The organism is Pseudomonas orientalis, assembly GCF_002934065.1.
In the GTDB taxonomy this organism is placed as follows: Bacteria; Pseudomonadota; Gammaproteobacteria; order Pseudomonadales; family Pseudomonadaceae; genus Aquipseudomonas; species Aquipseudomonas orientalis_A.
The window spans coordinates 136,509-153,342 of sequence record NZ_CP018049.1 but is presented as its reverse complement, the minus strand read 5'-3'; the positions used below and the strand labels follow the sequence as shown (position 1 = coordinate 153,342).

Genomic DNA, 16,834 nt, shown 5'->3' with positions numbered 1-16,834 from the left:
CCACATGGAATCATCAGAAACGGATCGCCGGAGAAATATTTAATGAGCAATGTTGTTGCCATCGTCAAAAGCATTGTTGGTCAAGTGTTCGTTATTTCTCCGGAAGGGGCACGCCGTGTTCTGGTTGAGGGTGATCGCCTGTTTGCGGGCGACCAGATTGATACGGGCCTGTCGGGCGCAGTGAGCCTGGAGCTGGCTGACGGACGCACGCTGGACCTGGGCCGCGACACCCAGTGGAGCGCCGACATGCCGGACTCCACCGCCGACCTGGCCGCCGCCACCGAACAGGCCGCGCCGTCGGTTGCCGAGCTGCAGCAGGCCATCGCCGCCGGCGCCGACCCGACCACCGAACTGGAAGCCACTGCCGCCGGCGCCACCGCTGCCGGTAATGGCGCGGCGGGCGGCGGCCACAGCTTCGTGGTGCTGGACGCGACCGCCGGGCGTGTCGATCCGACCATCGGCTTTCCCACCGCCCCTATCGGCCAGGGCACAGCAACGCTGAATACCTTTAATGGTGCTCAAGCTTCTGCAGGCAACGGCAACCTGGCGCTGCAGCCTTCGACCCTGAGCCTGAGCGCCACCCCGAGCATCACCGAAGCCGGGGGCGTGCTGACGTATACCGCCACCGTGACCCAGGCCGGCACCAGCGACTTGACCATCACCCTGTCCAACGGCGCGGTGATCACCATCCCGTCCGGCCAACTGACCGGCACCGTCAACGTGCCACTGGCGCCTAATGACAGCCCGTACCTCGACGCCAGCCAGATCAGCGTCAACGTCACCGGCACCACCGGCGGCAACAACCTGGTACTGACCCTCGACCCTAACCCGGCCGTGACGCAGATTACCGACACCATCGACACCACCACCGTGACCTTGACGGCTGGTTCGAACGTGACTGAAGGTGGCCAGATCACCTACACCGCGACATTGACCAACCCGGCGCAAACCCCGGTGAGCGTCACCTTGAGCAATGGCTCGGTGATTACCATCAAGGCGGGTGAGTCCACAGGTACTGTTGTTGTCGATACGCCGGCCAATGACGTCTACGTTAATGGCTCGACCGTCAGCACCACTATTACCGGCGCAACCGGCGGCAACTTTGAAAACCTGGTGCCGAGCACGACGCCTGCGGTCACCACTATTACTGATGTGGTCGATACCACTACTGTCACGCTGACGGCCGGTTCGACCGTGACCGAAGGTGGTCAGATCACCTACACCGCGACATTGACCAACCCGGCACAAACCCCGGTGAACGTCACCTTGAGCAATGGCTCGGTGATTACCATCAAGGCGGGTGAGTCCACAGGTACTGTTGTTGTCGATACGCCGGCCAATGATGTCTACGTTAATGGCTCGACCGTCAGCACCACTATCACCGGCGCAACCGGCGGCAACTTTGAAAACCTGGTGCCGAGCACTACGCCTGCGGTCACCACCATTACTGATGTGGTCGATACCACCACTGTCACGCTGACGGCCGGTTCGACCGTGACCGAAGGCGGTCAGATCACCTACACCGCGACCCTGACCAACCCGGCACAAACCCCGGTGAGCGTCACCTTGAGCAATGGCTCGGTGATTACCATCAAGGCGGGTGAGTCGACGGGTACTGTTGTTGTCGATACGCCGGCCAACGACGTTTACGTTAACGGTTCGACCGTCAGCACCACCATTACCGGCGCAACCGGTGGCAACTTTGAAAACCTGGTGCCGAGCACTACGCCTGCGGTTACTACCATTACTGATGTGGTCGATACCACCACTGTCACGCTGACGGCCGGTTCGACCGTGACCGAAGGCGGTCAGATCACTTACACCGCGACATTGACCAACCCCGCGCAGACGCCGGTGAGCGTTACCTTGAGCAATGGCTCGGTGATTACCATCAAGGCGGGGGAATCGACGGGTACGGTGGTAGTCGATACTCCGGCCAATGACGTCTACGTTAATGGTTCGACCGTCAGCACCACCATTACCGGAGCTACCGGCGGCAACTTTGAAAACCTGGTGCCGAGCACGACGCCTGCGGTCACCACTATTACTGATGTGGTCGATACCACTACTGTCACGCTGACGGCCGGTTCGACCGTGACCGAAGGTGGTCAGATCACCTACACCGCGACATTGACCAACCCGGCACAAACCCCGGTGAACGTCACCTTGAGCAATGGCTCGGTGATTACCATCAAGGCGGGTGAGTCCACAGGTACTGTTGTTGTCGATACGCCGGCCAATGATGTCTACGTTAATGGCTCGACCGTCAGCACCACTATCACCGGCGCAACCGGCGGCAACTTTGAAAACCTGGTGCCGAGCACTACGCCTGCGGTTACTACCATTACTGATGTGGTCGATACCACCACTGTCACGCTGACGGCCGGTTCGACCGTGACCGAAGGCGGTCAGATCACCTACACCGCGACCCTGACCAACCCGGCACAAACCCCGGTGAGCGTCACCTTGAGCAATGGCTCGGTGATTACCATCAAGGCGGGTGAGTCGACGGGTACTGTCGTAGTCGATACCCCGGCCAATGATGTCTACGTCAACGGGTCGACCGTCAGCACCACCATTACCGGCGCAACCGGCGGCAACTTTGAAAACCTGGTGCCGAGCACTACGCCTGCGGTTACCACTATTACTGACTCGGTCGATGCCACCGCCGTTACGCTGACTGCCGACACGACCGTCACCGAAGGCGGTCAGATCACTTACACCGCGACCCTGACCAACCCGGCACAAACCCCGGTGAGCGTCACCTTGAGCAATGGCTCGGTGATTACCATCAAGGCGGGTGAGTCGACAGGTACGGTCGTGGTCGACACACCGCCGAACGATGTCTACGTTAATGGCAGCACCGTCAGCACCACTATTACAGGCGCAACCGGCGGCAATTTCGAAAGCCTGGTGCCGAGCACGACTCCGGCACTCACCACCATTACCGATTCCGTCGATACCACGACCGTCACGCTGACCGCGCCGGCTGCAGCGAACGAGGGTGGTCAGATCACCTATACCGCGACCTTAAGTAATAAGGCTGGTACTGACGTCACGCTGAAGCTGGATAACGGCTCAAGCATCACCATTAAAGCTGGTGAAACCGTCGGCACCGTGACCGTGCCTGCGCCAAGCGATGACGTGTTCATCGACAAGAGCACACAGACCGTTCAGATCACCGAAACCACCGGCGGTAACTTCGAGAAATTGGAAGTTGCGGGCAACGGTGCGACCACCACGATCAATGACACCATCGACAAGGTCGATGTAGTTCTGAGCGCTACCACCACCGTCGGCGAAGGCGGCAACATCGTCTACACCGCCAGCCTTGTGGATAAGAACGGCGTGCCGGTGACTAACATCACCAACCCGCTGACCGTGACGCTGGATAACGGCCAGAACATCACCATCGGTGTAAACCAATCGAGCGGCAGCGTTTCCGTTGTTGCGCCGGATGACGTGTATAAGGGCGACCAGACCGTCACCACTGCTATTCAAACCGTCACTGGTGGCGAGCACTTTGAGAATTTGGTGCCCGGCACCACACCCGTTAACACCACTGTTACCGATACACCGGGTACCGACAACACCACCACTGTGACACTGACGGCTCCGACCCAGGCGAATGAAGGTGGTCAGATTACGTACACCGCGACCTTGAGCAACAAGGCCGGTACTGACGTCACGCTGAAGTTGGACAACGGTTCGAACATCACCATCAAAGCCGGCGACACCGTCGGCACCGTGACCGTGCCTGCGCCTAGCGATGATGTGTTTATCGATAAAAGCACTCAGACCGTCCAGATCACTGAGACCACTGGCGGCAACTTCGAAAGACTGGAAGTTGCTGGCAACGGCGCAACGACAACGATCAACGACACCATCGACAAGGTCGATGTAGTTCTGAGCGCTACCACCACCGTCGGCGAAGGCGGCAACATCGTCTACACCGCCAGCCTTGTGGATAAAAACGGTGCGCCGGTGACTAACATCGCCAACCCGCTGACCGTAACCTTGGATAACGGCCAAAGCATCACCATCGGCGTAAACCAATCGAGCGCCAACGTTTCGGTTGTTGCGCCGGATGACGTGTATAAGGGCGACCAGACCGTCACCACTGCTATTAAAACCGTCACCGGCGGCGAGCACTTCGAAAATCTGGTGCCAGGCACTACGCCCGTCAACACCACCGTTACTGATACCCCAGGCACTGATAACACCACTACCGTCACGCTGACGGCTCCGGCCCAGGCGAACGAAGGTGGTCAGGTCACGTACACCGCTACGCTTTCCAATAAAGCGGGCAGTGACGTCACGCTGAAGTTGGATAATGGCTCGAGCATCACGATCAAAGCCGGCGATACCGTCGGTACCGTGACTGTCCCTGCGCCAAGCGATGATGTGTTTATCGATAAGAGCACTCAGACGGTCAAGATTACCGACGCAACGGGCGGCAACTTTGAGAAATTGGAAGTTGCCGGCAACGGTGCGACCACCACGATCAACGACACCATCGACAAGGTTGATGTAGTCCTGACCGCCACCACCACCGTCGGTGAAGGCGGCAACATCGTTTACACCGCCAGCCTTGTGGATAAGAACGGCGTACCGGTAACCAACATCACCAATCCGTTGACCGTGACGTTGGATAACGGCCAGAGCATCACTATCGGCGTGAATCAGTCGAGCGGTTCTGTTTCGGTTGTTGCACCGGATGATGTGTACAAAGGCGATCAGACCGTCACCACTGCTATCAAGACTGTCACTGGTGGCGAGCACTTCGAGAACTTGGTGCCTGGCACCACGCCAGTTAACACCACCGTTACTGATACCCCAGGCACTGATAACACCACTACTGTCACGCTGACCGCACCAAATGCTGTTAACGAAGGTGGGCAAATCACGTACACCGCGACCTTGAGCAACAAGGCCGGTACTGACGTCACGCTGAAACTGGATAACGGTTCGAACATCACCATCAAAGCCGGTGAAACCATCGGCACTGTGACCGTGCCTGCTCCAAGCGATGACGTGTTTATCGACAAGAGCACTCAGATCGTCAAAATCACCGACGCTTCTGGCGGCAACTTTGAGAAATTGGAAGTTGCGGGCAACGGTGCGACCACCACGATCAATGACACCATCGACAAGGTTGATGTAGTTCTGACCGCCACCACCACCGTCGGTGAAGGCGGCAACATCATTTACACCGCCAGCCTTGTGGATAAAAACGGTGCGCCGGTGACTAACATCACCAACCCGTTGACCGTCACACTCGATAACGGCCAGAACATCACTATCGGTGTAAACCAATCGAGCGGCAGCGTTTCGGTTGTTGCGCCGGATGATGTGTACAAAGGCGATCAAACCGTCACGACCGCCATCAAAACCGTCACCGGTGGCGAGCACTTTGAAAACCTGGTGCCAGGTACCACAGCGGTTAACACCACTGTTACCGATACCCCAGGCACTGCTGATACCACTACCGTCACGCTGACCGCGCCAACTGCCGTCAACGAAGGTGGCCAGATCACTTACACCGCTACGCTCTCTAACAAAGCGGGCAGCGACGTCACGCTGAAACTGGACAACGGCTCGTCGATCACCATCAAGGCCGGCGACACCGTCGGCACCGTGACCGTCCCAGCGCCTACCGATGACGTGTTCATCGACAAGAGCACTCAAACCGTCAAGATTACCGACGCAACGGGCGGCAACTTTGAGAAATTGGAAGTTGCTGGCAACGGCGCAACTACCGCGATCAACGACACCATCGACAAGGTCGATGTGGTACTGACCGCTACCACCACCGTCGGCGAAGGCGGCAATATCGTTTACACCGCCAGCCTTGTGGATAAGAACGGTGCGCCGGTAACCAACATCACCAATCCGTTAACCGTCACCTTGGATAACGGCCAGAGCATCACCATCGGTGTGAACCAATCGAGCGCCAGCGTTTCGGTTATTGCGCCGGATGACGTCTATAAAGGCGATCAGACCGTCACCACTGCTATCAAGACTGTCACTGGTGGCGAGCACTTCGAAAATCTTGTGCCAGGCACTACGCCCGTCAATACCACCGTTACTGATACACCGGGCACTGATAACACCACCACGGTGACACTGACGGCTCCGGCCCAGGCGAACGAAGGTGGCCAGATCACGTACACCGCGACCTTGAGCAACAAGGCCGGTACTGACGTCACTCTGAAACTGGATAACGGTTCGAGCATCACGATCAAAGCCGGCGACACTGTCGGCACAGTGACCGTTCCTGCTCCAAGCGATGACGTGTTCATCGATAAGAGCACGCAGACCGTTCAGATCACTGAAACTACCGGTGGCAACTTCGAAAAACTGGAAATTGCTGGCAACGGCGCAACGACAACGATCAACGACACCATCGACAAGGTCGACGTTGTCCTGACCGCCACCACTACCGTCGGCGAAGGCGGCAACATCGTCTACACCGCCAGCCTTGTGGATAAAAACGGTGCGCCGGTGACCAACATCACCAACCCGTTGACCGTGACGTTGGATAACGGACAGAGCATCACTATCGGTGTAAACCAATCGAGCGCCAGTGTTTCGGTTGTTGCGCCGGATGATGTTTACAAGGGCGACCAAACCGTCACCACCGCTATCAAAGGTGTGACCGGTGGCGAGCACTTCGAAAACCTCGTTCCAGGTACCGACAAAGTCACTACAACCGTGACTGATACACCACGTACTGACGACACCACCACTGTTACGTTGACTGCACCAAGTGCCGTTAACGAAGGTGGCCAGATCACTTACACCGCTACGCTCTCTTACAAAGCGGGCAGCGACGTCACGTTGAAGCTGGATAACGGCTCATTGATCACTGTCAAAGCCGGCGATACCGTCGGCACTGTGACCGTGCCTGCGCCAAGCGATGACGTGTTCATCGACAAGAGCACACAGACGGTCAAGATCACAGACGCAACGGGCGGCAACTTCGAAAAGCTGGAAGTTGCAGGCAGCGGTGCGACTACCACGATCAACGACACTATCGATAAAGTCGACGTGGTTCTGAGCGCCACCACTACTGTTGGCGAAGGCGGCAACATCGTTTACACCGCCAGCCTTGTGGATAAGAACGGCGTGCCGGTGACTAACATCACCAATCCGTTGACCGTGACGTTGGATAACGGCCAGAGCATCACCATCGGTGTAAATCAATCGAGCGCCAGCGTTTCGGTTATTGCACCGGATGATGTCTACAAAGGCGATCAAACCGTCACGACCGCCATCAAAACCGTCACCGGTGGCGAGCACTTTGAAAACCTGGTGCCAGGTACCACAGCGGTTAACACCACTGTTACCGATACCCCAGGCACTGCTGATACCACTACCGTTACGCTGACCGCGCCAAGCGCAGTCAACGAAGGTGGGCAGATCACCTACACCGCGACCTTGAGCAACAAGGCCGGTACTGACGTCACGCTGAAGTTGGATAACGGTTCAAACATCATCATCAAAGCCGGTGAAACCGTCGGCACTGTGACCGTCCCTGCGCCAAGCGATGACGTGTTCATCGACAAGAGCACCCAGACGGTCAAGATTACTGACGCAACAGGTGGCAACTTCGAGAAGCTGGAAGTTACTGGCAACGGCGCAACTACCGCGATCAACGACACCATCGACAAGGTCGACGTTGTACTGACCGCCACCACTACCGTCGGCGAAGGCGGCAACATCGTCTACACCGCCAGCCTTGTGGATAAAAACGGCGCGCCGGTGACCAACATCACCAACCCGCTGACCGTGACGCTGGATAACGGCCAGAGCATCACTATCGGTGTAAACCAATCGAGCGCCAGCGTTTCGGTTGTTGCACCGGATGATGTTTACAAGGGCGACCAAACCGTCACCACCGCTATCAAAGGTGTGACCGGTGGCGAGCACTTCGAAAACCTCGTTCCAGGTACCGACAAAGCCACTACAACCGTGACTGATACCCCAGGTACTGACAACACCACGACTGTCACGCTGACCGCACCAAATGCTGTTAACGAAGGTGGCCAGATCACCTACACCGCGACCTTGAGCAACAAGGCCGGTACTGACGTCACGCTGAAACTCGATAACGGGTCGAACATCACCATCAAGGCCGGCGATACCGTCGGCACTGTGACTGTCCCTGCGCCGACCGATGACGTATTCATCGACAAGAGCACGCAGACGGTCAAGATCACAGACGCAACGGGCGGCAACTTCGAGAAATTGGAAGTTGCTGGCAACGGCGCAACCACTGCGATCAACGACACCATCGACAAAGTCGACGTTGTACTGACCGCTACCACCACCGTCGGCGAGGGCGGCAATATCGTCTACACCGCCAGCCTTGTGGATAAAAACGGCGCGCCGGTGACCAACATCACCAACCCGCTGACCGTCACACTGGATAACGGCAAAACCATCACCATCGGTGTGAACCAATCCAGCGGCACGGTCACCACCGTGGCACCGAATGACGTCTACAAAGGCGATCAAACAGTCACCACTGCAATCAAGACTGTCACCGGTGGCGAGCACTTTGAAAACCTGGTGCCAGGTACCACAGCGGTTAACACCACTGTTACCGATACCCCAGGCACTGCTGATACCACTACCGTCACGCTCACCGCGCCAACCGCCGTCAACGAAGGTGGCCAGATCACTTATACGGCCACGCTCTCTAACAAAGCGGGCAGCGACGTCACTCTGAAACTGGATAACGGTTCGTCGATTATCATCAAGGCTGGCGATACCGTCGGTACCGTGACCGTCCCAGCGCCAAGCGATGACGTGTTCATCGACAAGAGCACGCAGACGGTCAAGATCACAGACGCAACGGGCGGCAACTTTGAGAAGTTGGAAGTTGCTGGCAACGGCGCAACCACTGCGATCAACGACACCATCGACAAAGTCGACGTTGTACTGACCGCTACCACCACCGTCGGCGAAGGCGGCAACATCGTTTACACAGCAAGCCTTGTGGATAAAAACGGCGCGCTGGTGACCAACATCACCAACCCGCTGACCGTCACCTTGGATAACGGCCAGAGCATCACTATCGGTGTAAACCAATCGAGCGGCAGCGTTTCGGTTGTTGCGCCGGATGATGTGTACGAAGGCGATCAGACCGTCACCACTGCTATCAAGACTGTCACCGGTGGCGAGCACTTTGAGAACCTGGTGCCAAGTACCACAGCGGTTAACACCACTGTCACCGATACCCCAAGCACCGCTGATACCACTACCGTTACGCTCACCGCGCCAACCGCCGTCAACGAAGGTGGCCAGATCACTTACACGGCCACGCTCTCCAACAAAGCAGGCAGCGACGTTACGCTGAAGCTGGACAACGGCTCGTCGATCACCATCAAGGCCGGCGACACCGTCGGCGCCATCACCGTGCCTGCTCCAAGCGATGACGTGTTTATCGACAAGAGCACTCAGATCGTCAAAATCACCGACGCTTCTGGCGGCAACTTCGAAAAACTGGAAGTCGCAGGCAACGGCGCAACCACCACGATCAATGACACCATCGACAAGGTCGATGTAGTACTGACCGCCACCACCACCATCGGCGAAGGCGGCAACATCGTCTACACCGCCAGCCTTGTGGATAAAAACGGCGCGCCGGTGACCAACATCACCAATCCGTTGACCGTGACGTTGGATAACGGCCAGAGCATCACTATCGGCGTGAATCAGTCGAGCGGTTCTGTTTCGGTTGTTGCGCCGGATGATGTGTACAAGGGCGACCAGACCGTCATCACTGCTATCAAGACTGTCACCGGTGGCGAGCACTTCGAAAATCTCGTTCCAGGCACCACGCCGGTTAACACCACCGTTACCGATACACCGGGTACCGACAACACCACCACCGTTACCCTGTCCGCGCCGAGCGCAGTCAACGAAGGTGGCCAGATCACTTACACGGCCACGCTCTCCAACAAAGCAGGCAGCGACGTTACGCTGAAGCTGGACAACGGTTCGTCGATTATCATCAAGGCTGGCGATACCGTCGGCACCGTCACCGTGCCTGCGCCTACCGATGATGTGTTCATCGATAAGAGCACTCAGACGGTCAAGATCACAGACGCAACGGGCGGCAACTTCGAGAAATTGGAAGTCGCAGGCAACGGCGCAACCACTGCGATCAACGACACCATCGACAAAGTCGACGTTGTACTGACCGCCACCACCACCGTCGGCGAAGGCGGCAACATCGTCTACACCGCCAGCCTTGTGGATAAAAACGGTGCGCCGGTGACCAACATCACCAACCCGTTGACCGTGACGTTGGATAACGGACAGACCATCACCATTGGTGTGAATCAGTCGAACGGTTCTGTTTCGGTTGTTGCGCCGGATGATGTTTACAAAGGCGACCAAATCGTTACGACCGCGATCAAAGGCGTTACTGGCGGCGAGCACTTCGAAAACCTCGTTCCAGGTACCGACAAAGTCACTACAACCGTGACTGATACCCCAGGTACTGACAACACCACGACTGTCACGCTGACCGCACCAAATGCTGTTAACGAAGGTGGCCAGATCACCTACACCGCGACCTTGAGCAACAAGGCCGGTACTGACGTCACGCTGAAACTCGATAACGGTTCGAACATCACCATCAAGGCCGGCGATACCGTCGGCACTGTGACTGTGCCTGCGCCTACCGATGATGTGTTCATCGATAAGAGCACTCAAACGGTCAAGATTACCGACGCAACGGGCGGCAACTTCGAGAAATTGGAAGTCGCAGGCAACGGCGCAACCACTGCGATCAACGACACCATCGACAAAGTCGACGTTGTACTGACCGCTACCACCACCGTCGGCGAGGGCGGCAATATCGTCTACACCGCCAGCCTTGTGGATAAAAACGGCGCGCCGGTGACCAACATCACCAACCCGCTGACCGTCACACTGGATAACGGCAAAACCATCACCATCGGTGTGAACCAATCCAGCGGCACGGTCACCACCGTGGCACCGAATGACGTCTACAAAGGCGATCAAACCGTCACGACCGCCATCAAAACCGTCACCGGTGGCGAGCACTTTGAAAACCTGGTGCCAGGTACCACAGCGGTTAACACCACTGTTACCGATACCCCAGGCACTGCTGATACCACTACCGTTACGCTGACCGCGCCAAGCGCAGTCAACGAAGGTGGGCAGATCACCTACACCGCGACCTTGAGCAACAAGGCCGGTACTGACGTCACTCTGAAACTGGATAACGGTTCAAACATCATCATCAAAGCCGGTGAAACCGTCGGCACTGTGACCGTCCCTGCGCCAAGCGATGACGTGTTCATCGACAAGAGCACCCAGATCGTCAAGATTACCGACGCTTCCGGCGGCAACTTCGAGAAGCTGGTAGTTGCGCAAAACAGTGCAACGACAGCGATCAACGACACCATCGACAAAGTCGATGTGGTTCTGAGCGCTACCACCACGGTTGGCGAAGGCGGCAACATCGTCTACACCGCCAGCCTTGTGGATAAAAACGGTGCGCTGGTGACTAACATCACTAACCCGCTGACTGTCACCCTGGACAACGGCAAAACCATCACCATCGGTGTGAACCAATCGAGCGGCAGCGTTTCGGTTGTTGCACCAGATGACGTCTATAAAGGCGACCAAACCGTCATCACTGCTATCAAGACTGTCACTGGTGGTGAGCACTTCGAAAATCTCGTTCCAGGTACCGACAAAGTCACAACAACAGTGACTGACACCCCAGGTACTGATAACACCACCACCGTTACCCTGACCGCGCCGAGCGCAGTCAACGAAGGTGGCCAGATCACGTACACCGCAACCTTGAGCAACAAGGCCGGTACTGACGTTACGCTGAAACTTGATAACGGCTCGTCGATCACCATTAAAGCCGGTGAAACCGTCGGCACCGTCACCGTCCCTGCGCCAAGCGATGACGTGTTCATCGACAAGAGCACCCAGATCGTCAAGATTACCGACGCTTCTGGCGGCAACTTCGAAAAACTGGAAGTCGCAGGCAACGGCGCAACCACTGCGATCAACGACACCATCGACAAGGTCGACGTTGTACTGACCGCCACCACCACCATCGGCGAAGGCGGCAATATCGTTTACACCGCCAGCCTTGTGGATAAAAACGGCGCGCCGGTGACCAACATCACCAACCCGCTGACCATCACCCTGGATAACGGCAAAACCATCACCATCGGGTTGAACCAATCCAGCGGCACGGTCACCGCCGTGGCACCGAATGACGTCTACAAAGGCGATCAAACCGTCACCACTGCAATCAAGACTGTCACCGGTGGCGAGCACTTTGAGAACCTGGTGCCAAGTACCACAGCGGTTAGCACCACTGTTACCGATACCCCTGGCAGCACCGACCTGACCAGCGTCACGCTGAGCGCGCCAAGCGCCGTCAACGAAGGTGGCCAGATCACCTACACCGCGACTTTGAGCAACAAGGCCGGCAGCGACATGGTGGTGCAGTTGGACAACGGTTCCAGCATCACCATCAAGCAGGGTTCGACCGTGGGCACGGTGACGGTGGCGGCACCAAGCGATGACGTGTTCATCGACAAGAGCACTCAAACCGTCAAGATCACCGGAACCACCGGTGGCAATTTCGAGGGTGTGACTGTCACACCGGGTGGCGCAACCACCACGATCAACGACACCATCGACGATGTGACGGTGGTGCTCAAGGCCACGGGCTCGGTCAGCGAGGGTGGGCAGATTGTCTACACCGCGTCGCTGGTCGACAAGAACGGCGCGGCAGTCACCAACCTCGGTTCCGACCTGGTGGTGAAGCTGGATAATGGCTCGACCATTACCATCGGCAACGGCAAGTCGAGTAATTTCACCACGGCCACCGCGCCTAACGATGCGTATGTCGGCGCCAATGACGTCACGACCAAAATCAGCGGCGTCGTCAGCGGCGGCGACAAATACGAGCACTTGATGGTTGATGGCAGCACCGTCGTCACCAAAGTCACGGATGTGGTCACCAACACCACCCTCAGCCTCAGCGGCGACGCATCGGTGACTGAAGGCGGCACCGCGCATTACACGCTGAACTTGAGCAACCCGGCGCAAACCGATCTGACCGTCACGCTCAAGTACAGCGGCACGGCCACCGACGGCTCGGATTTCAATGGCGTGTACACCGTGAAGATTCCGGCCGGCGCCAGCAGCGTGCCGTTTGATATCCGCACGCTGGACGACAAAATCACCGAGCCGACGGAAAAAATCGTCATCACTATCGACAAGACCACCGGTGGCAATTTCGAGAACCTGGTGATCGACAAGGGTACCGTCAGCACCGATATCCTCGACAACGATGCACCGCCGGTCATCGACCTGGACGCGAACAATTCCAGCGGCGCCAGCGGCAACGATTACAAGACCACCTTCACCGAAGGCACCGCCGGGCAGGGTGTGTCGATTGCCGACACCGATATCAGGATCACCGACCCGGACAGCACAATGCTGACCGGCGCAACGGTCACCCTGACCAACGCGCAAGCCGGTGATAGCTTGAACCTGGGCAACGGCGTCAATGGCATCAGCGTCAGCACCAATAACCAGACGGGCGTCATCACCCTGACGTTGTCGGGCAGCGCGACGCTGGCTGACTACATGCAACGCATCCAGAACATCACGTTCACCAACAACAGCCACGACCCAAGCACCACGCCGCGCACCATTACCGTGACGGTGACCGACGGCGGCAACTACTCCAACGTCGCCACCACCACCGTCAACGTGCTGGCCGTCAACGATGCGCCAGTGGCAACGGGCGGGGCCGTAACCGGTACCGAAGACACTGCGCTCGCGCTGACCTGGGCCAACTTCGGCGTGACCGACGTGGACTCGCCACAAGCCAGCCTCGGCGTGAAGATCACCGACCTGCCGGTGGCCGGCAAGCTGCAATACCTGGCGGCCGACGGCACCACCTGGACCAACGTGACCAGCGGCCAGACCTTTACCAAAGCCCAGGTCGATGGTGGTCAGTTGCGCTTTATGCCCAACGCCAACGAGTCCGGCGCCGACGGTTATGGCGGCACCGGCATCGGTAACAAGCAGTCCGATTACGCACAGTTCAAGTTCCAGCCTACCGACGGCAAGGACCTGGGCAGCAGCGCCACGGTGAAAGTCGATATCACCCCGGTGGCCGATGCGCCGACCCTGAGTGTGGCTGACAATAACGTCACCTCGACCGGCCTGATCAAGCAGAGCTGGAGCAGCATCTCGGGCCTTGGCACCAACGGTAATGGCGCCGCACCGGACGTACTGAAAAAAGCCATTGATGGCGCCGGCACGCCCAACAGCAGCGCGGTCATAACCAACGTCGAGTCCACCGAAAACGTCAATGCCGGCTCGGGTGCCAAAATCTCCGGCCTGATGTACATGGAAGCCGGCAAGAACTACACCTTCAGCGGCGTCGCCGATGACAGCCTGCTGATCAACGTCGGCGGTAAAGACGTGGCCAGCGGCTTGTGGGGCACCAACAGTGGCAAGTTCAGCGGCACGTTCACGCCAACGGTCAGCGGCTATTACAGCCTTGAGATCTACCAGGCCAACCAAGCGGGGCCTGGCAGCTTCGACGTCAACCTGTCGATCAACGGCGGGACGGTGCAGAACCTGAGCACCGGCACCGTGCCGCTGTACACCGGTATCACCGACCTGACCAACGCCGGCGTGACCGTGTCCGACCTGCATGGCAGCCACGGTGACGGTTACTACGTGGGCTACAAGCTCAACGAAGGCCTGGAAAACGGCAGCGTCAAACTGTCCAAGATCACCACCGCGCTGACCGATACCGACGGTTCGGAAACCCTGGCCGTGAAGATCGGTGGCATACCGGCAGGTTCGGTGCTTACCGACGCTGCGGGACACACCTTTACCGCGACCAAGACCGTGGGCGAAGTCAACGTCAACGGCTGGGACCTGGGCTCCCTGACCATCAAACCGCCGACCTATTACAGCGGCCAGTTCAACCTCACCGTTACCTCGACGTCTACCGAGAGCATCGGCGGGTCGGCGAGCACCACCGCGCAATTGCCCGTAACTGTGTACCCCGCCATCTACAGTTCGGTCACCGGTACCTCGGGCAGCGACTCGATCATCGGCACCGATGGCAACGACATTGTTGTGGCCGATATCGGTGGCCTGAACGTGGTGCAGGGCAAGAACTACAACATTGCCTTCATGGTGGACAGCTCCGGCAGCATGAGCACAGCGTCGATCAACGCGGCGAAGTCGTCGCTGACCACGGTGTTCAACTCGCTCAAAGACAGCCTGGGTGCCAACACGTCGGGCACGGTGAATATCTTCCTGGCCGACTTCGATAGTCAGGTGAACAAGTCGATCGCCATCAACCTCAATGCCCCCAATGCGCTGACCCAGCTCAAAGCAGTGCTGGACTCGATGGTGTCGGAAGGCGGCACCAACTACGAAGACGTGTTCAAGACCACCGCCAACTTCTTCCAGAGCGACCTGGCGACCAAAAACACCGGTGCGACCAACCTTACGTACTTCATCACCGACGGCCAGCCGACGTTCTACCAGAGCGGTGAGCAGACCAACCCGACGCTGTACGGCAACGTCAAGTTCGATGATGTGGTAACGACGGCCAACTACACGCCCGGGACCGCGGTCGGCAAGTACCTGGATAACACCCATTACTTGAGCATCGACGCCTCGGGTGCCGCTCAACTGCAAACCTCGAACGGCTTCTGGTGGACGGCCTACAACCTGGGCACGGTTCGCGCCCAGGGCGATGGCACCTTTGAGTTGTCCAACCTTGACGGCCGAGGCAACAGCACCGACACGGCAACACTGGCCAACTCCAAGAGCGCCTTCGCGCTGCTGGGCGGGCTTTCGCATGTGGAGGCGATCGGCATCAACAGCGACATCAGCTTAAGCGACCTGAAGCCTTACGACAGCGATGGCAAGCCACAGGCCAATATCGATCCGAAGGACCTGGCCAATGCCATCCTCGGCCATACCGAGGCGACTCTGCCAGGCGCGGACACCGTCAGCGGTGGCGACGGCAATGACATCCTGTTTGGCGACCTGGTGAGCTTCAGCGACGTGACCGGTGAGGGTTACAACGCGCTGCAGGCTTTTGTGGCACAGAAAACCGGTATGGCCGTCTCGTCGGTCACCACCTCGAACGTGCACCAGTACGTCACCGAGCATTACGCGGACTTTGACGTATCCGGCGCCAAGGATGGCAATGACACGCTGATCGGCGGTGGCGGCGATGACATCCTGTTCGGCCAGGGCGGCAACGACGTGCTGGACGGCGGCAAGGGCAATGACATCCTCTTGGGCGGCACCGGTAACGACACGTTGATGGGTGGCCTGGGCAACGACATCCTGGTCGGCGGTTCGGGTGCCGACACCTTCATGTGGAAGGCCGGTGACTTCGGCAACGACGTGATCAAGGACTTCACGGCGTCGGAAGGTGATCGGATTGACCTGCGCGACTTGCTCAAAGGCGAGACGGACAGCACCATCGACAACTACCTCAAGATCACCACGGTAGAAGGCGTGTCGACCCTGCAAGTGAGCAGCGAAGGCAAGCTCAACACCGCTGGCGGCGTGGCCAATGCGGATGTGACCATCAAGCTGGAAGGCAACGATTGGTCTCATACCAGCATCAACTCGCTGATCAGCGGTGCAGATCCGACCATCAAGATCGATCACACCGTCTAAGCTTGGATAAATTGGCCGCCCTCGAGGCGGCCGATTTATCCTGGCGATACGTTGCTGGCCCCGGCGGCCGGTTGCATCGCATACT

At 58.1% G+C, this 16,834-nt stretch carries 1 protein-coding gene; it reads left to right on the top strand.

Features of this window, described 5'->3' with window-relative positions; all coding sequences use genetic code 11:
* The first annotated feature begins 42 nt into the window (after positions 1-42).
* Positions 43-16,749, top strand: a complete 16,707-nt coding sequence (locus BOP93_RS00640; protein WP_104501198.1) for a LapA family giant adhesin — start codon at positions 43-45, stop codon at positions 16,747-16,749.
* The last annotated feature ends 85 nt before the right edge of the window (positions 16,750-16,834 follow it).

Excerpts from the sequence above, each read along its gene's own strand:
- BOP93_RS00640 (WP_104501198.1), top strand. The coding sequence starts at position 43 with ATGAGCAATGTTGTTGCCATCGTCAAAAGCATTGTTGGTCAAGTGTTC.